This window comes from Nocardioides sp. JCM 18999, assembly GCF_055391175.1.
In genome coordinates this window covers 1,511,367-1,533,404 of the sequence record NZ_AP043887.1, presented here as the reverse complement: position 1 = coordinate 1,533,404, position 22,038 = coordinate 1,511,367, and the positions used below count along the sequence as shown (strand labels likewise).

Annotated in this window: 20 protein-coding genes, 1 tRNA gene and 1 riboswitch; of the genes, 11 read left to right on the top strand and 10 right to left on the bottom strand. The window is 69.5% G+C overall.

Annotated features, from left to right (window positions below; all coding sequences use genetic code 11):
• Nucleotide 1: 1 nt before the first annotated feature.
• Nucleotides 2-1,411, top strand: a complete 1,410-nt coding sequence (locus ACZ5J1_RS07435; RefSeq protein WP_464563953.1) for a glycosyltransferase family 2 protein — start codon at nucleotides 2-4, stop codon at nucleotides 1,409-1,411.
• Nucleotides 1,411-2,142, top strand: a complete 732-nt coding sequence (locus tag ACZ5J1_RS07430) for a hypothetical protein (protein WP_464563951.1) — start codon at nucleotides 1,411-1,413, stop codon at nucleotides 2,140-2,142. The genes ACZ5J1_RS07435 and ACZ5J1_RS07430 overlap by 1 nt, the downstream gene beginning before the upstream one ends.
• A 66-nt stretch (nucleotides 2,143-2,208) precedes the next feature.
• Here ACZ5J1_RS07430 and ACZ5J1_RS07425 read toward each other — a convergent pair whose 3' ends face one another.
• On the bottom strand, nucleotides 2,209-3,261 hold the full coding sequence (locus tag ACZ5J1_RS07425) for a response regulator transcription factor (RefSeq protein ID WP_464563949.1): 1,053 nt from the start codon (nucleotides 3,259-3,261) through the stop codon (nucleotides 2,209-2,211).
• Between the two features lie 66 nt (nucleotides 3,262-3,327).
• A complete protein-coding gene (locus ACZ5J1_RS07420; protein ID WP_464563947.1) occupies nucleotides 3,328-4,338 on the bottom strand; it encodes a glycoside hydrolase family 6 protein in 1,011 nt (336 codons plus the stop codon).
• Between the two features lie 164 nt (nucleotides 4,339-4,502).
• Between ACZ5J1_RS07420 and ACZ5J1_RS07415 the strand changes: the two genes are divergently transcribed.
• Complete coding sequence (locus tag ACZ5J1_RS07415; protein WP_464563946.1) at nucleotides 4,503-5,768, top strand: hypothetical protein; 1,266 nt, start codon at nucleotides 4,503-4,505, stop codon at nucleotides 5,766-5,768.
• 10 nt (nucleotides 5,769-5,778) lie between these two features.
• Here the strand turns inward: ACZ5J1_RS07415 and ACZ5J1_RS07410 are convergent, their stop codons facing one another.
• From ACZ5J1_RS07410 to ACZ5J1_RS07400, 3 genes are all read right to left on the bottom strand, one after another.
• Nucleotides 5,779-6,333 (bottom strand): HAD family acid phosphatase, encoded by a 555-nt coding sequence (locus tag ACZ5J1_RS07410; RefSeq protein ID WP_464563945.1) that lies wholly within the window; start codon nucleotides 6,331-6,333, stop codon nucleotides 5,779-5,781.
• Nucleotides 6,334-6,409: 76 nt separating this feature from the next.
• The gene (locus ACZ5J1_RS07405) at nucleotides 6,410-6,754 is read right to left on the bottom strand and encodes a hypothetical protein (RefSeq protein ID WP_464563943.1); all 345 of its coding nucleotides are present in this window, start codon (nucleotides 6,752-6,754) and stop codon (nucleotides 6,410-6,412) included.
• 106 nt (nucleotides 6,755-6,860) lie between these two features.
• Nucleotides 6,861-6,945 (bottom strand) — tRNA-Leu (locus ACZ5J1_RS07400).
• Nucleotides 6,946-7,010: 65 nt separating this feature from the next.
• On the opposite strand from ACZ5J1_RS07400, the gene ACZ5J1_RS07395 reads away from it, so the two are divergent.
• Entirely contained in the window at nucleotides 7,011-8,327 is a 1,317-nt protein-coding gene (locus tag ACZ5J1_RS07395) for a M20/M25/M40 family metallo-hydrolase (RefSeq protein ID WP_464563941.1), read from the top strand.
• A gap of 1 nt (nucleotide 8,328) precedes the next feature.
• Here the strand turns inward: ACZ5J1_RS07395 and ACZ5J1_RS07390 are convergent, their stop codons facing one another.
• Nucleotides 8,329-8,547: a DUF5703 family protein gene (locus tag ACZ5J1_RS07390; protein ID WP_464563939.1), complete on the bottom strand. Its 219-nt coding sequence runs from the start codon at nucleotides 8,545-8,547 to the stop codon at nucleotides 8,329-8,331.
• A gap of 4 nt (nucleotides 8,548-8,551) precedes the next feature.
• On the bottom strand, nucleotides 8,552-9,496 hold the full coding sequence (locus ACZ5J1_RS07385) for an aldo/keto reductase (RefSeq protein ID WP_464563937.1): 945 nt from the start codon (nucleotides 9,494-9,496) through the stop codon (nucleotides 8,552-8,554).
• 61 nt (nucleotides 9,497-9,557) lie between these two features.
• Between ACZ5J1_RS07385 and ACZ5J1_RS07380 the strand changes: the two genes are divergently transcribed.
• On the top strand, nucleotides 9,558-10,385 hold the full coding sequence (locus ACZ5J1_RS07380; protein WP_464563935.1) for an undecaprenyl-diphosphate phosphatase: 828 nt from the start codon (nucleotides 9,558-9,560) through the stop codon (nucleotides 10,383-10,385).
• Between the two features lie 15 nt (nucleotides 10,386-10,400).
• On the opposite strand, the gene ACZ5J1_RS07375 is transcribed toward ACZ5J1_RS07380, so the two are convergent.
• Entirely contained in the window at nucleotides 10,401-11,381 is a 981-nt protein-coding gene (locus tag ACZ5J1_RS07375) for a magnesium and cobalt transport protein CorA (protein ID WP_464563933.1), read from the bottom strand.
• A 74-nt stretch (nucleotides 11,382-11,455) separates the two neighbouring features.
• Here ACZ5J1_RS07375 and ACZ5J1_RS07370 point away from each other — a divergent pair, with 74 nt between their 5' ends.
• Genes ACZ5J1_RS07370 through mshC form a run of 4 tightly spaced genes read left to right on the top strand, consistent with a single transcriptional unit; the run spans nucleotide 11,456 to nucleotide 14,765 of the window.
• A complete protein-coding gene (locus ACZ5J1_RS07370; RefSeq protein WP_464563932.1) occupies nucleotides 11,456-12,184 on the top strand; it encodes an MSMEG_4193 family putative phosphomutase in 729 nt (242 codons plus the stop codon).
• Nucleotides 12,181-12,744, top strand: coding sequence for a DUF3090 family protein (locus tag ACZ5J1_RS07365; protein WP_464563930.1), 564 nt, complete (start codon nucleotides 12,181-12,183; stop codon nucleotides 12,742-12,744). Before ACZ5J1_RS07370 ends, ACZ5J1_RS07365 begins: the two co-directional genes overlap by 4 nt.
• Nucleotides 12,734-13,492: an SCO1664 family protein gene (locus ACZ5J1_RS07360; protein WP_464563929.1), complete on the top strand. Its 759-nt coding sequence runs from the start codon at nucleotides 12,734-12,736 to the stop codon at nucleotides 13,490-13,492. Before ACZ5J1_RS07365 ends, ACZ5J1_RS07360 begins: the two co-directional genes overlap by 11 nt.
• A gap of 28 nt (nucleotides 13,493-13,520) precedes the next feature.
• Entirely contained in the window at nucleotides 13,521-14,765 is a 1,245-nt protein-coding gene (mshC, locus tag ACZ5J1_RS07355; RefSeq protein WP_464563928.1) for a cysteine--1-D-myo-inosityl 2-amino-2-deoxy-alpha-D-glucopyranoside ligase, read from the top strand.
• Nucleotides 14,766-14,813: 48 nt separating this feature from the next.
• Here the strand turns inward: mshC and ACZ5J1_RS07350 are convergent, their stop codons facing one another.
• Entirely contained in the window at nucleotides 14,814-15,674 is an 861-nt protein-coding gene (locus ACZ5J1_RS07350) for a PAC2 family protein (protein WP_464563926.1), read from the bottom strand.
• A 76-nt stretch (nucleotides 15,675-15,750) separates the two neighbouring features.
• Nucleotides 15,751-15,809: riboswitch (S-adenosyl-L-homocysteine riboswitch) on the top strand.
• 37 nt (nucleotides 15,810-15,846) lie between these two features.
• On the opposite strand from ACZ5J1_RS07350, the gene metH reads away from it, so the two are divergent.
• Nucleotides 15,847-19,593, top strand: coding sequence for a methionine synthase (gene metH / locus ACZ5J1_RS07345; RefSeq protein WP_464563924.1), 3,747 nt, complete (start codon nucleotides 15,847-15,849; stop codon nucleotides 19,591-19,593).
• A gap of 24 nt (nucleotides 19,594-19,617) precedes the next feature.
• Here the strand turns inward: metH and ACZ5J1_RS07340 are convergent, their stop codons facing one another.
• The gene (locus tag ACZ5J1_RS07340) at nucleotides 19,618-21,201 is read right to left on the bottom strand and encodes a GMC family oxidoreductase (RefSeq protein WP_464564736.1); all 1,584 of its coding nucleotides are present in this window, start codon (nucleotides 21,199-21,201) and stop codon (nucleotides 19,618-19,620) included.
• A 106-nt stretch (nucleotides 21,202-21,307) separates the two neighbouring features.
• Here ACZ5J1_RS07340 and ACZ5J1_RS07335 point away from each other — a divergent pair, with 106 nt between their 5' ends.
• Nucleotides 21,308-21,967 (top strand): HAD family hydrolase, encoded by a 660-nt coding sequence (locus ACZ5J1_RS07335; RefSeq protein ID WP_464563922.1) that lies wholly within the window; start codon nucleotides 21,308-21,310, stop codon nucleotides 21,965-21,967.
• Nucleotides 21,968-22,038: the final 71 nt, after the last annotated feature.

The window sequence follows — 22,038 nt, the reverse complement described above, 5'->3', positions numbered from 1 at the left end:
GATGACCAGTCTTTCGACCCGGACCGACGGGGCCGGCACGAGCTACGACGCGATGCCGAACCGGCGCTCCACGGTCGGGTGCATCGTGCCGGCCTACAACGAAGCGATGTCGATCGCGGGCGTGCTCGACTCGATGTTGTCGCAGACCCGACGTCCCGATGCGATCCACGTGATCGTGAACAACACGACCGACGACACCGCGCAGATCGCCGCCTGGTACGCCGGCGCGCACGAGATGGTCGTGAACGGCGAGCGGATCATCACCGAGATCCACGTGCACGATCTGGGCACCATGGACGACAAGAAGGTCGGGGCGCTCAACTACGGCTTCCGGCTCGTTGACGGGATGGACTACCTGCTCGGCATCGACGGCGACACCTCCGCGGACCCCCGGGCGGTCGAGTACCTCCTCGCCGAGATGGAGTCCGATCGCACGATCGGCGGCATCTCGGCGATCTACAGCATCGACGACACCGCCATCGACGGCCTGATGGCCAAGTTCCTGATCTGTGGCCAGCGAGCCCAGTTCTCGGCGTTCAACATGCGGAACCTGCTCAACGACCGCCAGATGGCGGTGCTCGGCGGCCAGCTCTCGATCTTCTCGATGGAGGCGCTGCACGCCGTCGTGGAGGAGGGCCACCAGATCCAGCCGTGGCTGACGGTGAGCGAGGTCGAGGACTCGCTGCTGTCCCTGCAGGTGCAGAGCGCCGGCTACAAGACGATGATCAGCAAGGACGCCCGCGCGAACGTCGGCGGCATGCTGAAGCTCAAGTCCCTCGACGCCCAGCAGGTGAAGTGGAACTACGGCTGTATCGACCTGATGTGGCCGGGCGTCCGCGGCGGCTACCGCGGCCAACCACTGCACCCGAACCTCCGGATCCGATGGTTCGACAACTTCTCGATGCTGCTCAACGGCTTCACCCGGATCGGCTTCGCGATCCTGCTGACCACCTCGTTGATCTTCCACGCCTTCGTCTTCAGCTGGTGGTGGCTCCTGCCGCCGGTCGCCGGCTGGCTGCTGAACATGCGGATCGCCTACAACATGGGCAAGACCCACACCAGCGACTACCTCTTCGCGGCGCTCTTCTTCCCCGCCGAGTTCTACACCTGGGTCAGGTTGGGGCACTTCGTCCGCGCCTGGTCGAAGTTCTTCTTCGCCCGGGCCCAGGACAACTGGGAGCTCCAGGCCCGCGCGGAGTCCGGCCGGGGCCGGAACACGTACCTGATGCCGTTCGTGATCGCCACCGCGGCCTACGTGCTGCTCGTGGCGGGCTTCGACCAGCTGCTGAGCGTTCAGGCGAAGTCCGACGTGCTGTTCGTCGGCTGGCGCGTGCTCGGCGCGATCACGCTGCTCCAGACCTTCTCGATGTTGATCCAGCTCCTACGTCCACACAAGGGATTGAAGGCATGATGACTGCACGACGTACCATGGCCGCCGCCGCGCTGAGCCTGGTACTGCCCCTCTCCGCCTGCTCGTTCGGCGACTCGCGTCCCGACACCGGGAGCGCCGGGACCGGCGCCGGAGACGAGGTCACGACCGCGGCCGACCCGTACAAGACGCACTCCAAGATCGAAGAGGTCTACTCCGCCTTCACCCGGGACGGGACCTTCCAGTCCCACACCTCCCCGACGGGGATGGACTTCGTGCTCACGGTGTACCCGACCAAGGCCACCCCGCGCACCCACGAGTGGTACCCGCAGGGAAACAAGTACTTCACCTTCACGTTCCAGGCCTACGACCTGAACCGGGCACTGCGCGATCCGTTCAGCACCAAGCGGAAGGCCTACCTCGAGCGCGTCGAGGTGACCTCGACCTCGAACTCGGGCAGCGGCCTGTCGCCGTACACGCTGGATGCCGACCCGCTCGACATCACGCTGGACCCGACGCCGCTGCAGTCCAAGAAGTACGGCCAGATGATCCTCTCGCCCAAGGGGTCCCTCGAGGTCCGCAACCAGGCGATCGGTGACCTCCCCGACGACACCACCCAGGTGACGCTCGACTTCTCGTTCACCGTCTGGGTCGAGTCGAAGGCCGGGAGCGGTTCGTTCGCGAAGCGGGTCGTCGAGCAGCGGATGCCGATCTTCATCTACAAGAGCGACACTCCGACGCGAGTGCTCCCGATCGCGATCGACGCGAACTGACGATCAGAACGACGGAGGGGCTGAGCCAGTCGGCTCAGCCCCTCCCTTCGTTCGTGCGGCGCTCCGTCAGGGAGCCATCCGGTAGCCGACGCCGGCGACGGTCTCGATCCAGCGGCCGGGCTCGACCTCGTCGTGCAGCTTGCGTCGCACGGAGGCGACCTGCTGGTCGATGACGCGCTTGTCGTGCTCGGTGACGAAGTACGACGTCACGTAGGACTCACCGCGAGCAGCGAGCACCAGGTCGGCCTTGGAACGGACCCGACGCCCGGTCGCCATCAAGGAGCGCAACAGGTCGAACTCCTCGGGTGCCAGATCGATCCGGTTGCCCTCCGCGGTGACCTGGCGGCTCGCCGAGTCGAGGGTCAGGCCGTTGTGGCTGAACAGCCCCTCGCCCGAGGCGAGCGACTGGCCCGCAGCGGGGGAGACGGAGGGCGCGTTGGCGCTGAAGGCGTGGCCCGTGCTGTGGGCCTGACCGACGGGCGGGTGGGTCACCGCCTGGGGAACGGGCTGCTGGACGGGCTGCTGGACGGGCTCGGCGTACTGCACGGGCTGGAACTGAGCCGCCGGCGCCTCGGCGTACTGAACGGGCTGCGGGGCCTGGACGGGCTCGGGCGCGGCCGGCGGCTGGTACTGGACCGCCTGCGGTGCCGGCGCCTGGGCGACACCGGGTGCGGGGGTCGCACCCTCGGCCGGACGGCGCCAGAGACCGTCGTCGTGACCGCCTTCGTCCTCGGCGGCGATCGGGCCGCGGGGTCGACGGAGCAGGCTGGCGATCCGGGCCCGCAGCTCCCGCGGCCGGAAGGGCTTGGCGAGGTACTCGTCGGCGCCGGCGTTCAGGCCGGAGATGACGTCGATCTCCTCGTCCTGCGCGGTGATCATGATGATGTAGGTGTCGCTGAACTGACGGATGGCGGCAGCCGCAGCCACGCCGTCCATGCCCGGCATCGAGACGTCCAACGTCGTCAGCACCGGGTTGTGCATGCGCACGGCAGCGACCCCGTCCTCCCCGTTGGAAGTGAGGATCGTCTCGAATCCGCTTTGCGTCAGGACCGTGCGCAGCAGGTTCCGAACGTCCGGATCGTCCTCGACGATCACTGCCAGCTTGTGTCCCGGCTCCATGGGTTGAAGCCTAGGCCAGAAGTCCTGTGCCCCGCGCATATTCGGCACCCGATTCGGCGTTTGTGGTCAGTGCCACCCTGCGTTGCGCGCCAACTCGACCGCCCGCTCCGGCCAGAACGTTCCAGCAGGTGGACCGCCGTTGCAGGTCCCGTCACTCTCGCCCGGCGGTTTGATCCACAGATGCCCGTCGAGCGGCGTCCCGTCGGTGGTGCCGGCTGGCGGAAGACCGAGTGCCTGCCCTGGCGGGTTGCACCACTCGGTGGTCCCGCCAGCACCGTTGCGACTGGAGTCGATCACGAAGTGCGCGCCCCCGAGGAGCGCAGCGACCTGCTCGCCGTACTGCTGCTCGCCGGCATCGGGGCCGTAGGCCGAGACGTTGACCGAGAAGCCCCGCGCCCGTTCCACACCGACGGCTGCGAGCATTGCGGCCATCTTGTCGGCCGGCACCCAGTTGGCGTGCCCGGCATCGACGTAGACCGAGGCGACCGGGGCGAGCGCGTCGACGACGACGGAGAGCAGCTCCTCCCGTTCGGTCACGAGTCCGCAGTCGGGGGCCGAGGCGAGAGCGTCGGGCTCGACCACCACGATCGGGGAGCCGCTCATCCCGTCAGCGATCGCCCGGACCCAGGCCAGGTAGTCGCTGGTCGCCAGGCCTCCCGAGGAGTGCCCGCCGGTGCAGTCGCGGTTCGGGAGTCCGTAGATCACGAACACGGGCAGCGCCCCGCCCGCGGTGCTGATCACGCTGCCGACGAAGTCACCCACGGTCGCAGCCGGCTGCCCTTCGGGTGTGAGCCAGATCGCAGTCGGCGTGCCCGCGATCCGAGACACCAGGTCGGCATCGGACCCGGTCAGGGTCGGGGCGGCCTGCGCAGCCTTGGAATCGGGCCACACGTAGAGCTGCCGCGAACCCAACGGGTTGCCATGCGGCGGAGCCGCCGAGGTGGGGGATGCCGGCGTGCCGGAGGGCGAGTCCGAGCTCGCTCGATCGGGCGCTTCGCTCGAACCGCACGCGGCCGCGATCAGGAGGAGGGGGACCACGGTCAGCCCGATCATGACGAGCTGCCGAGTCCGTTCCATCGGGCCATCCTAGGGGCCCGACCCCCAGCGACCTGGTCCGAAAGTCCCGGTTCGGGCGGCGCGGCCCGTAAGGTATGGCACTGCCAAGGGAGAGCATCGCCGCACGTGATGGGGGCACCATGAGTTCTGAGTCCGATCGTCGTCTTGTCCGCACGGTTCGCCGTGTGACTGCGGCGTGCGTTCTGACCCTGCTCGCCGCCCTGCTTCCGGTGGCGCTGCCGCAGTCGGGTGTCTCGCCGGCAGGCGCCGCCGCCTCGAACTCCACTCTCTTCGGTGTGGCCGTCGGGCCCAGCAGTGCTCCCGTCTCCGTGACGGTCGAGCTGTTCTCCAGCAACTGGACCTACCTCACCCGCACCCGGTCCACCTCGGGCGGCGTGTTCCGCTTCTCCCGCCTCCCTGCGGGCACGTATCACCTCCAGGCGTCGGACAACCGGCAGCCGTGGGACATCAAGCGGCTCGCACGGACCGACGCCACCGTCTCGGTCGGCGCGGGCCAGAGCGCCCAGCGCGACATCGTGATGGGGCGCGGCGCGTTCGTGACGGGCGTCGTCACGGTCGGGAAGACGAAGAAGCGGGCGGGCCGTGCCACGGTCCGGGTCGCGAGCCAGTACGGCGCCTCCTACACGACGACCGCCGACAACAAGGGCCGGTTCGCGCTCGGCGGTCTTCCCGGCGGACAGAAGTACTCGGTCTTCGGCTGGGACCGGAAGAAGGCGTACGCGGGCAAGAGCATCTGGCTCGGCACGCTCAAGGCTGCCAAGGGCCGCAACGTCACCCTGCGCCTGCGCACCAAGTCGTCGGCGTACGCCGGCATTCTGCTGGTCAACGGAATGCCGACCACGGGGACCTTCTACGCCACCGTGGTGAGCCGAGCGACGGGCCAGTGGTGGACCGCACCCATCCGGAACGGTGACCTGTCGGGCTTCAAGGGCCTGTTCCCGGGCTCGTACGTCCTGCAGCTCCCCGAGACCGCGACGTTCCTGGCGCAGAACATCGCGATGCCGGCGGTCGCCGCCGGACGAACCAAGCTCGTCTCGCTGAGCGCGCGCCCCATCCCGCCCTGCCCGGCCCCGACCGCGACGGCCACCGTCACCAGGACGGCGACCGCCACCGCGACCGTGACCGACACGATCGTGCTGCCCAGTCGGCGGGTTCCCTGCCCCACCACGGCGACGAAGACGGTGTCCGAGACCGTGACCGCCACGGCGACCGCGACCCAGACGATCTGCCCCTCGCCGTCCACGACCGTCACCGCGACGGCGAAGGCGACGGTGACGGCGACGGCCACCACCACGGTCACGGCGACCTTGATCCCGCACGCTCAGTCAGCGGCCGCTGCGTGTCCTGCTACGGCCACCGCGACGGTGACGGCGACGACGACCGCCACGGCACGGGCGACCAAGACGGTGACCGTCACCGCGGCACCCTGACGGCGCCGGGTCAGCTCAGCCGACGCCCGTAGTCCGGGAGGTCGAACTTCCGTTCGTAGAGGCCGCCCCTGAAGTCACTGGGCAGGTTCCCGACCGACGCGATGATCGCGTACCCGCGGTCGACGATCGCCTGCCGGCACCGGGTCTTGCTGTGCACCAGACCCTCGCCGGCCCGACGCCCGCAGATCCCGTCGACGCGGTAGCCCGCTGCCCGCAGGGTCGGCCGTTGCCGCTGGGCGTCACGGGAGCGCCGGCCGGTGACGAAGAAGACCTTGACGCCGAGCTCACTGGCGCGACGGGCGAACGCCCGCGTGGGCCGCACGGGGCGCGGCCACGCGTACTCGGTGGCCAACGACGTGTTGTCGATGTCCAGGACGATCGCCAGCGGCGCTCCGCCGCGCCGGACCCGCGCCTCCAGGTAGGGGATGGCCGGCCGCATCACTGCCGCGACGTCGCGCCGCCAGGTCTGCTTGGACGGGAGTCCGGCCGCTTCGGCTCCCGTCGGTTGCAGGAGGACCAGGACGAGGCCGAGGACCGAGACTGCGAAGAACCGAGATCGCATCATGACCCCCACGGTAGGGCAACGTGGGGACTGGGCAGATGAGTCCCGGTCGCGGCGTCGCAGCCACCACGAAATGGCCCTAGGGCTCCGGGTCCAAGTCCTCCCAGTCATCTCGCCGCCTCGGATGTGAAGGCGCGGCGTTGCCGCTCGTACTGATCCGGAACGGGCCTTCTTCAGGGCGATATGTCCCCACATCGCTTCGAATGTTCCACGCAACGTGCTCAAGGGCACCCCGGCGACTGAGTTCTGGGAACGCATCCCTCACATGGTCGATCGTGGCACCGAGCGCGCCTTCGTCCATGGTGATGGGCCATGCATCGAGCAACGGTCGAGCATCAACCTTGACCACGTCGATCGTCTTGTACTTCCGGTTCACGTTGCAGAGCAGGCCCACCTGCCGCAGCTCGTCCAGGAACTCACTCATCAGAGTCTTCATGGACACCGCCGTTCGAGCACAACGGAATCTTAGGCGGGGCTGGGCGCCGGAAATGCGAAAGGCCCCGGACCGAGATCCGGGGCCTGCATTCGCGTGCGCGAGGGGGGACTTGAACCCCCACCCACTATACGTGGACTAGCACCTCAAGCTAGCGCGTCTGCCTATTCCGCCACCCGCGCGAGTGCGAGTAGAACGTTAGCAGTGCGACACCTGGGACACGAATCGGGGCCGCTACCGTGGGGCCATGGAGTCCTCCACCGTGCCGGATCCGGCCCTCGAAGTCGTTGATCTGTGCCGCGACCTGATCCGGATCGACACCAGCAACTACGGCGACGGCTCCGGTCCGGGGGAGCGTCCGGCGGCCGAGCTCGTGGCGGCCCAGCTGGCCGAGGTCGGGATCGACTGCGAGCTCTACGAGTCGGCGCCCGGGCGGACGAACGTGGTGGCGCGATGGGGCGGCGACGGATCCCGGGATGACGCCCTGCTGATCCACGGGCACCTGGACGTGGTTCCGGCTGAGGCGGCGGACTGGCGGGTCGACCCGTTCAGCGGGGAGCTGCAGGACGGCTACGTCTGGGGCCGTGGCGCCGTGGACATGAAGGACTTCGACGCGATGGTGCTCAGCGTGGTCCGCGCCCGGCAGCGTGCCGGACGGCTCCCGGCACGCCCGGTCGTGCTGGCCTTCACCGCCGACGAGGAGGCTGGGGGACACCAGGGAGCCGAGCCACTGGTGCGCGCGCACCGTGAGTACTTCGACGGCGTCACCGAAGCGATCGGGGAGGTCGGTGGATTCAGCACCACGATCCGCGGTCGGCGGCTCTACCTGATCGAAGCCGCCGAGAAGGGGATGGCCTGGATGCGACTCACGGCCCGCGGCACGGCCGGCCACGGGTCGATGATCCATCCCGACAACGCGGTCGCCCGGCTGGCTGCTGCCGTGGCGAGGATCGGGGCGCACGAGTGGCCGATCCAGCTGACCCCGGCCGTCCGGACCCTGCTGGCCGCCGTGGGAGAGATCGCTGGGGTCGAGGCGACCCCGGAGAACGCCGAGTCACTCGTGGAGGAGTTCGGACCGGCGGCACGGATGATCGGCGCCACCCTGCGCCACGTCACCAACCCGACGATGCTGAACGCCGGCTACAAGGTCAACGTCATCCCCAGCGAGGCCGTCGCCCACGTCGACGGACGCTTCCTCCCCGGTCTGGAGGACGACTTCTTCACCACGCTGCAGACCTTGGTGGGCGACGACGTCGAGCTCGAGTACGTCTCGCGGCAACGGCCCTGGGAGTCGCCGTACGCCGGCGTCCCGCTGCAGGACGCGATGGCCTCGGCGCTGCTGGCCCACGACCCCGACGCTGCCGTGGCGCCCTACCTGCTCTCGGCCGGCACCGATGCGAAGCACTTCGGCACCCTCGGCATCCGCACGTACGGGTTCGCCCCGCTCCGGTTGCCGGCCGACCTCGACTTCACCGGCCTCTTCCACGGCGTGGACGAGCGCGTGCCGGTCGACGGCCTGGAGTTCGGCGCGCGGGTGCTCGACGACTTCCTGGACCGCTGCTGAGTCAGGCCGTGCGGACGGCGCGGATGATCTTGCGCCGCAGGATCACGCTGCGGCGCCCGTCGGGAGCGACGCGGGAGCGGTCGAGGACCCAGCCACCGAGCTCGGCCCGCTCGACCAGCAGCCGCGTCACGACGTGGCGACTGATCTCTCTGCCGAAGCTGACCGCATCGAATTCCCACTCGACCCCGGGCTGGGGCGGGCGCCTGTCGACTGCGGCCATCGGATCACTCTCCTGATACGTCGTCGAGAGCTGCTGCGAGCTCCGGGGGGAGTGCCAGACCCTCGACGCTGAGGGCCGGAACGAGCTGGGCGGCCGTGCGGGCACCGAGGATCGGTGCGCACACGCCGGGACGATCACGCAGCCAGGTCAGCGCGACCTGCAACGAGCTCCACCCGAGACCGTCGGCGGCTCGGGAGACCGCTTCGACGATGCCGCGGCCCCGATCGTCCAGGTAGGAGTCGATCCGGGGCCCGAGCTCGCGGTCCGCGCCGCGCGAGTCCGACGGCGTCCCCGTCCGGTACTTCCCGGTCAGGACGCCGCCGGCCAGGGGCGACCAGGCGAGCAGCCCCATGCCGTTGGCGGTGGCGGCCGGAAGGATGTCGTACTCAGCCTCGCGGGCGAGCAGGGAGTACTGGACCTGGGTGGAGATCAGCGGCGTAGCACCGGTGGCGCGCTGCCAGGTCGCGGCCTGGGCCGTCTGCCAGCCGGTGAAGTTCGAGATCCCCACGTACGTCGCGCGACCGGTGGCCACCGCGTGGTCGAGCGCACCGAGCGTCTCCTCCAACGGAGTGTCGTCGGACCACATGTGCACCTGCCACAGGTCCACGTGGTCGGTGCCCAGCCGCTTCAGCGATGCGTCGAGCGAGGCGAGCAGGGACCGGCGAGAGCTGTCGACGACACGGCGCCCGTTCCTGCGAGCGATCCCTGCCTTGGAGGCGAGCACGATCTCGTCGCGCTGGACGACGTCGCCGATGAACGATCCGAGGAGCTCCTCGGCACGGCCGTCGTTGTACCCGGCCGCGGTGTCGACGAGGGTGCCGCCGGCCTCGGTGAAGGCGAGGAACTGGTCGCGCGCCTCGTGCTCGTCCGTGGGTCCGCCCCACGTCGCCGTACCGAGCCCCAGCCGGGAAACGTTCAATCCACTGTTTCCGAGCCTGCGCTGCTGCATGTGGCGAGGGTAATAGGAGGCGTTCCGGAAATGATCACGCCACGCCCGTAGGCTTCGGCGCGTGAACTACCTCGAAGCCGTGATCCTGGGAGTCGTCGAGGGTCTGACGGAGTTCCTCCCGATCTCCAGCACCGGCCACATCACGATCGCAGCCAAGGCGATGGGCCTGCCCATCGACGACGACGGAGTCACCGCCTTCACCGCCGTGATCCAGATGGGCGCGATCGCCGCGGTGATCGTGTACTTCGCGCGCGACATCCGCAACATCATCGTCGGCTGGTTCTCCGGCCTGGTGCACGCGGAGAAGCGCGGCACGATCGACCACCGGATGGGCTGGTACGTCATCGTCGGCTCGATCCCGATCGGGATCATCGGCTTCGCCGCCAAGGACCTCATCTCCGGACCGCTCCGCTCGATGTGGTGGGTCGCCGCAGGACTGATCGTCTGGAGCGGCGTGATGGTGCTGGCCGAGCGCGTCGGTCGGCAGGACCGCAGCCTGAAGAAGATGACGATGCGCGACGCCATCATCATCGGCCTCGCCCAGTGCATCGCGCTGATCCCCGGCGTCTCGCGCTCCGGTGCGACCATCTCCACCGGCCTGCTGCTCAACCTGGACCGGGTCACGGCGACCCGGCTGAGCTTCTTCCTCTCGATCCCGGCCCTCGTGGCGGCCGGCCTGTACGAGCTCAAGGACATCCCCGGCTCGGGGATCAGCCTCGGCGTCACCCTGACGGGGACGGTCACGGCGTTCGTGGTCGCCTACGCCACCATCGCCTGGCTGCTCAAGTTCGTCAGCGGGCACTCGATCGTCGCCTTCGTGCCGTACCGGTTGGCGCTCGGCGGCGTGATCATCGTGCTGCTGCTGACCAACACCATCACCGCCACCTGACCCAGGTGCGGCCGGTCAGAACCAACCGGCCCGGCGGAAGAACCACCACAGCCCGGCGACCGACATGCCCATCATGGCCAGCGACAGCCAGAAGCCGATCCGCCAGTCCAGGAACGGCATGGACGCGAAGTTCATCCCGAACACTCCGGCGATGAACGTCGGCACGACGATCAGTGCGGCACCGGCGGAGATCCGACGCATGTCGTCGTTCTGCTGGAGCGAGATCTGGGCCAGGTGCGCCTCGAAGGCCGAGGAGAGCATCGACTCCAGCTGGTCGGCGAGGTCGCCCGCCTGTACCAGGTGGTCGAGGACGTCGCGGAAGAACGGCTGGATGTCCGGGTCGACGTGCGAGACCTCACCGACGACGAAGCGTCGGATCGGGTCGCGCAGCGGGTGGATGGCGCGGCGCACCTCGGCCAGCTCGCGCTTGAGGGTGTAGATCCGGGCCGAGTCGCTGGTCCGAGCGTCGGAGAAGACCGAGGTCTCGACCTCCTCGACATCGGTCTGGAGCTCGTTCAGCACCGCGAGGTAGGTGTCGACCACGACGTCGGACACCGCCCAGAGGCCGGCCGACGGGCCCTGGGAGAGCCGCTCCGGGTCCGCCTCCAGGGCCCGACGTGCCTGGTCGAGTCGCACGCCGCGACCGTGCCGCACGGTGATCAGGAAGTCGTGTCCCGCGAAGATGTTGATCTCGCCGGTCTCGACCTGGTCGTCGGCGTCGACGTACCAGAGGGTCTTCAGCACCAGGAAGAGGCTCTCGTCGTACCGCTCCAGCTTCGGCCGTTGGTGGGCCACGACCGCGTCCTCGACCGCGAGCGGATGCAGGTCGAACGCCTCGGCGACGCCGGCGAGCTCGGTGTGACTGGGGGCGTAGAGCCCGAGCCAGACGAAGTCACCGGGTTCGGTCGCCAGGGCTCGGATCGCCTCGTAGTCGTGGGCCGCGCAGTTCGTCTCGACGCGGCGGCCACCGCGGTACAGGGCGATGTCGACGATCACGTGCTCACGCTACCGACGCCGGGCGCCGGACCGGTGCAGGCGCGACCCGGACACGCCTGGCTAGGCTGGCTGCCATGGCCATCGTCATCCTCGTGCGACACGGTCGGACGAGCGCCAACGCTTCCGGCCTGCTCGCCGGTCGCCTTCCCGGAGTCGATCTCGACGAGGTCGGCGTCGGCCAAGCGGGACGCACCGCCGAACGGATCGCCGCGGTTCCGGTCGTCCAGGTCGTCTCCAGCCCGATGGACCGGTGCAAGCAGACGGCCGACAGCATCCGTCGGGCAGCTCGTGCCGCCCGGGGGAGCGCCCCGCGCCTGCGGATCGAGAAGGGCCTGAGCGAGTGTGACTACGGTGACTGGCAGGGACGGCCCCTCGCCGAGCTCGCGCGGGAGCCGATCTGGAAGGTCGTGCAGCGCCAGCCCTCGGCGGCGACCTTCCCCGGCGGCGAGTCCATGATCGCCATGCAGTCGCGCGCTGTCGCCGCGATCCGGAGCCACGACGCCGCGGTCGCCGCCGAGCACGGCTCCGACGCGATCTGGGTCGCGGTCAGTCACGGCGACGTGATCAAGGCGGTCCTCGCCGATGCCCTCGGCATGCACCTCGACCTGTTCCAACGGTTGCACGTCGACCCGGCCTCCGTCTCCGTCATCCGCTACGGCGAGGCACGACCGACCGTCCTGGCCACGAACACCCACGAGGGCGACCTCACCTGGTTGGCTGCACCTCGGACTCGTCCGCACGGTGAGGACGCCGCGGTCGGCGGCGGCGCTGGTCCCGAGCAGGCTGCCGAGGCGATCGCATGACCCTGGTGCACGGCTTCGACCCGCCGGAGCGATTCGTCTCCGGGACCGTCGGCGAGCCCGGCGCCCGCACCTTCTTCCTGCAGGCACGCGAAGGGCGGCGCCTGGTCACCGTCTCCCTCGAGAAGCAGCAGGTGGCCCTCCTGGCCGAACGCGTCGACGCGCTCCTGGACGAGGTCGCGGGCAGCGCCACCACCGATGCGGCGATGACGGCTCTCGGCTTGGTCGACAACGCGCCCCTCGAGCAACCGATCGTCGAGGAGTTCAGGGCCGGCACCATGACGCTGTCGTGGGAACCGGAGGACGAGCGGATCGTGATCGAGATCTACCCGTTCGACGACTCGGTGACCGACGGCGACGACGCCACCGCGGGCGAGGAAGCCGGGACCCCGGAGGAGCTGCTCGTCGTCCGCCTGCCGGCCGCCCAGGCACGGGCCTTCGCGCAGCGGGCGTTGCGGGTCGTCGGCGCCGGCCGGCCGGCCTGCCCCTTCTGCGGCGGTCCGATCGACCCGCAGGGACACCTGTGTCCTCGCGCCAACGGATTCCGGCGCCGTGACCCGTAGCGAGGACCTGGTGATCCACGGCCGGGTGCGGGGTGCCTCCAACCACACCTTCTACGCCACGTTGGGCGAGGAGCAGGTCCCGGTGGTCTACAAGCCGATCCGGGGAGAGCAGCCGCTGTGGGACTTCCCGGACGGGAAGCTCGCCTACCGCGAGTACGCCGCCTTCCTGGTCTCCGAGGCGATCGGGTGGCACCTCATCCCGCCGACCTGGATCACCGACGGCCCCCACGGCGAGGGCATGGTGCAGCACTGGGTCGACTCCGACCCGAGCCAGGAAGCGGTCACGATCGTCCCGGCCGGGGAGGTTCCCCCGGGCTACCTCAGCGTCTTCGACGGCGTGGACGGGGAGGACCGGCCGGTCACGCTGGTGCACGAGGACAGCGAGGCGCTCCGCCGGATCGCGCTCCTCGACATCATCATCAACAACGCCGACCGCAAGGGCGGCCACATCCTCGAGGGACCCGGTGGCGGACGTTTCGGTATCGACCACGGGATCGCCTTCCACCACCAGCCCAAGCTCCGCACGGTGCTCTGGGGCTGGGCCGGCACGCCGCTGACCGATGAGGAGGTCCGAGACGTCCGCACCCTGCGGGCACGGCTCGACGGCGACCTCGGCGACGAGCTCGGATTCTGGCTGACGACTCCGGACCTCGAGGCCCTCATCCGTCGGGTCGACGCACTCCTCGGCGCGGGCACGTTCCCGCGTCCGGGGGAGGGCTGGCCCGCGATTCCCTGGCCTCCGTTCTAGCCGCGAGGCTCGCCCGTAGACTGCGGGCATGCAGCCGTGGAGTGCCCCTGACCTTCCCGCCCTGCCGATCGCAGCGCCCGAGGTGGCGCTGCACGACACGGCGACGGGTGGACTCGTCCCGGTGGTCCCCGCCGACGGTCGGACCGCGCGGCTCTACGTCTGCGGCATCACGCCCTACGACGCCACCCACATGGGTCACGCGGCGACGTACGTCGGCTTCGACCTGCTCCACCGCGCCTGGCGCAACGCCGGCCATGAGGTCGTCTACGCCCAGAACGTGACCGACGTCGACGACCCGCTGCTCGAGCGCGCGACGAAGGTCGGCATCGACTGGGTCGACCTCGCGCTGCGGGAGACCGAGCTCTTCCGCGAGGACATGGCCGCGCTCCGCGTGCTCCCGCCGGCGCACTACACCGGTGCCGTCGAGTCGATCCCGCTGGTGATCGCACTGATCCAGCGGCTGATGGACGCCGGCTCGATCTACCGCGTCGAGGACGACCTCTACTTCTCCGTGACGAGCGACCCGGCCTTCGGCGAGGAGTCCCACCTCTCGCGCACGGAGATGCTCGCGGTCTTCCCGGAGCGGGGCGGTGACCCGGATCGTCCCGGCAAGAAGGACCCGCTGGACTGCGTCGTGTGGCGTGGCGAGCGTCCCGGCGAACCGTCCTGGGAGTCGCCGTTCGGTCGTGGTCGACCGGGGTGGCACATCGAGTGTGCCGCGATCGCGATGGAGCACCTCGGCGGTGGTTTCGACGTGCAGGGAGGCGGCTCCGACCTGGTCTTCCCGCACCACGAGATGTGTGCCGGCCACGCCCAGGTAGCCGTCCCGGGCACCCCGTTCGCGCAGGTCTACGCCCACGCCGGGATGGTCGCCTACGACGGCGAGAAGATGTCGAAGTCGAAGGGCAACCTGGTCTTCGTCTCCTCGCTGCGCAACAGCGACATCGACCCGATGGCGATCCGTCTGGTGCTGCTGCGCCACCACTACCGCTCCGACTGGGAGTGGACGACGGCGGAGCTCAACGCGGCCTTCGACACCCTCGACGAGTGGCGCAAGGCGCTCGCCCTGGGCGCCGGTGCCCCAGCTGCTCCCGTCCTGGAGGACGTGCTCGACGTCCTGGCGACCGACCTGGACGCACCCTCCGCCCTGGAGCTGGTGCAGGAGTGGGTCGACGCCACGCTGGGCAAGGACGGGCTGGCCGAGACCAGCGACCCGAACGCCGCGGGCACGATCCGCGACCTGCTCGACGCCGCCCTGGGCCTGAAGCTCTGACCGCCGGCCGAGCCGGTCGACTCAGGCGGTCGACTCAGGCGGGTCGGCTCAGCCCTCGTCCTGGCGCCGCTTGAGGTACCGCTCGAACTCGCGGGCGATCGCCTCACCGCTCGCCTCCGGCAGCTCGGCGGTGTCGCGGGACTCCTCGAGGGAGCGCACGTACTCGGCGATGTCCTCGTCGTCCTCGGCGAGCTCGTCGACGCCGCGCTCCCACGCCCGGGCGTCATCGGGGAGCTCGCCCAGCGGGATCGGTACCTCGAGCAGCTCCTCGATCCGGTGCACCAGCGCCAGGGTCGCCTTGGGGCACGGCGGCTGGGCCACGTAGTGCGGCACCGCGGCCCAGTAGGAGACCGCGGGCAGGTCCTCGTTGACGCAGGCGTCCTGGAACACCCCGACGATCCCCGTCGGGCCCTCGTAGGAGGAGACCTCGAGGTTGAGCCGGTCGACCAGGTCCGGTTCGGTCGACGTGCCGGAGACCGGGATCGGTCGGGTGTGCGGCGAGTCGGCCAGCAGGGCGCCGAGGGTGACCACGAGCGTGCCGCCGAGGGCGTCGATCACGTCGATCAGCTCGGCGGAGAACTGACGCCAGCGCATCGACGGCTCCAGGCCGCGGATCAGGATGACGTCGCGGTCGAGCTCCGGGGGAGAGGCCACCGCGATCCGGGTGGTCGGCCAGGTGATCGTCCGCATGCCGGCGGCGTCGGTTCCGACGTGCGGCCGGTTGACCTGGAAGTCGTAGTAGTCCTCCGGATCGACCTCCCCGACGACGCGGGCGCCCCACACCTTCATCAGGTGGTCGATCACCCCGGACGAAGCGTCAGCGGCGTCGTTCCAGCCCTCGAACGCGGCAATCACCAGCGGGTTGACCAGAGCTCCCTCGGCGAGCACGGACTCCTCGATCTCGATCACTTCTTCAGCCTAGTCGGGGAGACATCCGAACCGTGGGCACTGCCGCGAGCGACGCGCACGATGCCGTAGTCTTAGCGGGCCGAGGGGCGTTGCAACGGGCACGCAGCCCGCCACGCTCGGTACGCCGCAACGGCGGAGCAAGGACGCCTTCCGCACCCTGGAAGGAACTGGCATGGCAGACGCACCGCAGACCTGGCGTCCCGATACGACCTCGGAACTGACGACCACCCTGCGGCAGCGGATCATGGTGATCGACGGCGCGATGGGAACCGCGATCCAGCGTGACCGTCCCGACGAGGCCGGATACCGCGGCGAGCGGTTCGCCGAACACGGCACGGACCTGATCGGCAACAACGACCTGCTCACGCTGACCCGACCGGACATCATCGGCGGGATCCACCGGGAGTACCTGGCCGCCGGCGCGGACATCATCGAGACCAACACGTTCAACGCCAACGCCGTCTCGCTGGCCGACTACGACCTCGCCGACCTGTCCTACGAGCTCAACTTCGCCTCCGCCCGGCTGGCGCGGACCTGCGCCGACGAGTTCGCCACCACCGATCACCCGCGGTACGTCGCCGGGGCGCTCGGGCCGACGACGCGGACCGCCTCGATCAGCCCGGACGTCAACGACCCCGCGGCTCGGAACGTCTCCTACGCCGAGCTGGTCGCCGCCTACCTGGACGCCGCCCGCGGCCTGGTCGACGGGGGCAGCGACCTCCTGATCATCGAGACGATCTTCGACACCCTCAACGCGAAGGCGGCGATCTTCGCCGTCGAGACGCTCTTCGAGGAGACCGGTCGTCGCTGGCCGGTGATCATCTCGGGCACCATCACCGATGCCTCAGGGCGGACCCTGTCGGGTCAGGTGACCGAGGCCTTCTGGGACTCCATCCGGCACATCAACCCGATCGCGGCCGGCCTCAACTGCGCGCTCGGCGCCAAGGAGATGCGTCCCTACATCGCCGAGATGGCGCGGGTGGCCGACACCTTCATCTCCTGCTACCCGAACGCGGGCCTGCCCAACGCGTTCGGCGAGTACGACGAGGTGCCGGCCGACACGGCCGCCCACCTGCACGACTTCGCGACCAGCGGCTACGTCAACATCGTGGGTGGCTGTTGCGGCACGACCCCGGCCCACATCGCCGAGATCGCCGCGACCGTCGCCGCCCTGCCCCCGCGCGAGCCCAGCACGACCGCGCCCGGCATGCGGCTCTCCGGACTCGAGCCGTTCCGGATCGATGACGACACGCTGTTCGTCAACGTCGGTGAGCGGACGAACATCACCGGCTCGGCCAAGTTCCGCAACCTGATCAAGGACGGCGACTACGACACCGCCCTCCAGGTCGCCTCCCAGCAGGTCGAGGCCGGCGCCCAGGTGATCGACGTCAACATGGACGAGGGGATGATCGACGGTGTCGCCGCGATGGACCGCTTCCTCAAGCTGATCGCCTCCGAGCCCGACATCAGCCGCGTCCCGGTGATGATCGACTCCTCCAAGTGGGAGGTGATCGAAGCCGGGCTGCGCAACGTCCAGGGCAAGCCGATCGTGAACTCGATCTCGCTCAAGGAGGGCGAGGAGAAGTTCGTCGAGCAGGCGCGGCTGTGCCGCAAGTACGGCGCCGCCGCGGTCGTGATGGCCTTCGACGAGGACGGCCAGGCCGACAACCTCGAGCGCCGCAAGCAGATCTGCGAACGCGCCTACCGGACGCTGGTCGACCGGGTCGGCTTCGATCCCGCCGACATCATCTTCGACCCGAACGTCTTCGCCGTCGCGACCGGCATCGAGGAGCACGCCACCTACGGCATCGACTTCATCGAGGCCACCCGCTGGATCAAGCAGAACCTGCCGGGGGCGAAGGTCTCCGGCGGGATCTCGAACGTCAGCTTCTCGTTCCGCGGCAACAACCCGGTCCGGGAGGCGATCCATGCGGTCTTCCTCTTCCACGCCATCGAGGCCGGCCTGGACATGGGCATCGTCAACGCCGGTGCCCTGGTTCCCTACACCGAGATCGACGCCGAGCTTCGTGAGGCGATCGAGGACGTGGTGCTCAACCGCACCCCTGACTCCGTCGCGGCGACCGAGCGCCTCCTCGTCCTGGCCGAGCAGCACCGCGGATCCGGCGAGCAGGCCGAGACCAAGGCCGACGATTGGCGGGAGCTGCCGGTCGCGGAGCGGATCACGCACGCACTCGTGAAGGGGCTCGACCAGTTCGTCGAGGCTGACACCGAGGAGCTCCGGGCGACCCTCGCCGCTGACGGACGTCGCCCGATCGAGGTCATCGAGGGCCCGTTGATGGACGGGATGAACGTCGTCGGTGACCTGTTCGGCGCGGGGAAGATGTTCCTGCCCCAGGTGGTCAAGAGCGCCCGCGTGATGAAGAAGGCGGTCGCCTACCTGATCCCGTTCATCGAGGCGGAGAAGGCAGCCAACCCGGAGCTGGCCGGCGCGAGCACCAACGGCACGATCGTGATGGCGACGGTCAAGGGCGACGTGCACGACATCGGCAAGAACATCGTCGGCGTCGTGCTGCAGTGCAACAACTACGAGGTCATCGACCTCGGCGTGATGGTGCCGGCCCAGAAGATCCTGGACGCCGCGGCGGAGCACGACGCGGACATCATCGGCCTGTCCGGGCTGATCACACCCAGCCTGGACGAGATGGTCACCTTCGCCGGCGAGCTGCAGCGGCTCGGCTCGACCACGCCGCTGCTGATCGGCGGGGCCACCACCAGCCGTGCCCACACCGCGGTGAAGATCGACCGCGCCTACGACGGCCCGGTGGTCTGGGTGAAGGACGCCTCACGGTCGGTGCCCACGGCGGCGGCCCTGCTCCACCCGACCAAGCGGGACGACCTGATGGCCGAGGTGAAGCTCGACTACGACGCCCTCCGCGCTCGTCACTCGCAGAAGTCGGATCGGCCGCAGCTGAGCTTCGAGGCGGCCAGCGCGAACCGGCCCACGGTCGACTTCAGCACCGTGCCGGTGGCGCCCGCACGGCCCGGCGCACACACGCTGCTGGACTACCCGATCAGCGAGCTGCGGGAGTACATCGACTGGCAGCCGTTCTTCAACGCGTGGGAGATGAAGGGGAAGTTCCCCGAGATCCTGCACCACCCGATCAGCGGGGAGGCTGCGAGCAAGCTGTTCGAGGACGCCCAGGCGATGCTCGACCGGATCATCGACGAGCACTGGCTCGAGGCGCGCGGTGTCTACGGGCTGTTCCCGGCCAACAGCACCGGCGAGGACATCGCCGTCTTCACCGACGACTCGCGGACCGACCGACGTGCGGTGCTGCACGCCCTGCGCCAGCAGGGGGAGCACCGCGACGGCGTACCGAACAAGTCGCTCGCCGACTTCGTCGCGCCGATCGGCGGAGCGGCCGACCACATCGGCGCCTTCGCGGTCACCGCCGGGATCGGGCTGCCGGAGAAGGTCGCCGAGTTCAAGGCGGCCCTCGACGACTACAACGCGATCCTGATCGAGGCGCTCGCCGACCGGCTCGCCGAGGCGTTCGCCGAGCGCCTGCACCAGCGCGTCCGCACCGAGTTCTGGGGGTACGCCGCCGGCGAGGGCGGCGAGGGGTGGCTCAACAACGAGGACCTGATCGCCGAGAGGTACGCCGGCATCCGGCCCGCTCCGGGCTATCCGGCGTGCCCGGACCACACCGAGAAGCGGACCATCTGGGAGCTGCTCGACGTCGAGGCCGAGACCGGGATCGAGCTCACCGAGTCGATGGCGATGTGGCCCGGAGCGTCGGTCTCCGGCGTCTACTACGGGCACCCCGACGCCCAGTACTTCGTCGTCGGTCGGCTCGGGCGTGACCAGATCGCCGACTACGCCGAGCGCAAGGGCTGGACCGTGGCCGAGGCCGAGCGCTGGCTCAGCCCCAACCTCGGCTACGACCCCGAGGACTGATCCGGGGACTGTCCCGGGGGCCGGTCAGACCGCCACCGCGTCCTCGGCGATGAAGTCGGCGCAGCGTTCGCCGATCAGAATCGCCGGGGCGTTGGTGTTTCCGCGGGTGATCTCGGGCAGGGCGCTGGTGTCGGCGACCCGGATCCCCTCGACCCCGATCACCTTGAGTCGCTCGTCGACGACCGCGCCCATCCGCGCGGTGCAGGCCGGGTGGTAGGTGTGCAGGGTCGTCTCGCGGACGTAGCGTTCGAGCTGTTCGGGGGTCCGGACGTCGGGCCCTGGGTTGATCTCGACCGACAGCATCCGGTCGTAGGGCGCGGTCCGAGCGATCTTCCGACTGATCTCGATCCCTCGCATCAACGCCTCGACGTCGGAGCGGTCGGCCAGCATGTTCATCAGGATCTCGGGCGCCTGGGTGGGATCGGCGCTGCTGATCCGGACGTAGCCCGTGCTCTTCGGTTGCCAGTACGACTGGCAGATGGTCATCGCCGGCTTGTCGTGCGTCCCGTCGCCGTTGTCCCACACGAAGGCCGGGGCGAAGACGAGCTGCATGTCAGGTGCGTCGAGTCCTTCCTCGGTCCGGACGTGGGCGATCGCCTCGGCGACGTTGCTGGCGAGCGGCCCCGTGCCCTTCGCCAGCCACTTGACCAGGTTCAAAGGATTCTTCTCGGCCCCGAAGAGACCCTTCCACGGGTCCTTGAGCTCGTAGTTCACGAAGCTGAACGGATGCTCCTTGAGGTGGGCGCCCACTTCCGGGTTGTCCACCACGGAACCGATCTGAAGACTCGCGAGATGGCTGGCGTCCCCGATGCCGGAGAGCTGGAGGATCTGGGGGGTGTTGAACGCGCCGGCGCTCAGCACGACCTCACCGGTCACGGTGATCGTGCGCTTGGCACCTCGTTCGACGACCTCGACCCCGACGGCGCGACCGCCCTCGATCACGACCCGGCTGACCAACGTCTTCGTGAGCAGGTCGAAGTTCGGCCGCTTCACCGCCACGTCCACGTACCCGCGAGCCGTGCTCCACCGTCGCCCGGCCACCGTCGTCGTCGGGGCGAGCGCGACCCCGTCGAGATCGGGACCACTCAGATCGTCGTTGCGCACGATGCCGGCGTTGGCCGCTGCTTCGACGAAGGCGACCGAGACCGCGTCGGGGGTGTCGATCCGGTTGACCCGCATCGGCCCGACCCGGCCGTGCCTGCCGTCGGAAAGGAAGTGGTTCTCCATCCGCTGGAAGACCGGCTCGACGTCCTTCCAGCCCCAGCCGTCGAGGTTCCACCCGTCGTAGTCGAGGTCGCTTCCTCGGACCCAGAGCATGGCGTTCATCGCGCTGCAGCCGCCCAGCACCTTGGCGCGCGGCAGGTAGATGCGTCGCCCGCCCGCAGCCGGCTCGGGCTCGGTGTAGTAGTCCCAGTCGCCCTTGGTGTGGAACTGAGCGCCGTACGCAGCCGGGGCGCGGGTGTCGAGCCGCCGGTCCGAGCCGCCGGCCTCGATCAGCAGGACGGTGACCGACGGGTTCTCCGACAACCGGGCCGCAACGGCAGCGCCGCCCGATCCGGCCCCGACCACGATGTAGTCGTAGGAGGTGCGCGCTGCGGATCGCTTCATCTTCACGGCGCCAAGTTATCGGCACAATTGCCGATATGAGAAGGGATTCGCCAGGTTGGCTCCACGATGCCGAGGGCCGCCCCACCCGGCCCTAGGCTCACCTGCCGTGACCAACGGACTCCCCGCCGCCGTCCTGTGGGACATGGACGGCACCCTTGTCGACACCGAGCCGGCCTGGATGGCTGCCGAGCACCAGCTGGCTCGCGAGTTCGGCACCGAGTGGACCACCGAGGACGCTCTCGCCCTCGTCGGCAACCCGCTCCTGACCTCGGGGGAGTACATCGCGAAGCGGTGGGGTCTGGACCTGTCCCCGCTCGAGGTGGTCGACCTGCTGCACAGCCGGGTCGTCGGCGAGGTGCTGAACAACGAGCTGCCGTGGATGCCCGGGGCGCTCGACCTGCTGGAGTCCCTCAACGACGCCGGCGTGCCCTGCGCGCTCGTCACGATGTCGTGGGAGGTCTTCGCGTTCCCGATCATCGACCGGCTGCCGCGGGGCACCTTCGACGCCATCATCACCGGTGACCGGGTGACCCACGGCAAGCCGCACCCGGAGCCGTACCTGGCGGGAGCCGCCGCCCTGGGCGTCGACCCCGAGCGGTGCATCGCGATCGAGGACTCCAACACCGGAGCCTCCTCGGCCGAAGCGGCGGGCTGCACCGTGATCGCGGTGGAGAACCACGTCCCGTTGGCCCTGAGCCCGCGTCGGATCCCGTTGGCGACGCTCGAAGGACTCACCCCGGCGGGGTTGGGAAACCTCCTCATCTGAGCCCCGGTGGAGCCGTGAGCGGCACGGGAGCGACAATAGGAGTGGTCCACGACCCAGATTGAGGAGTTCCC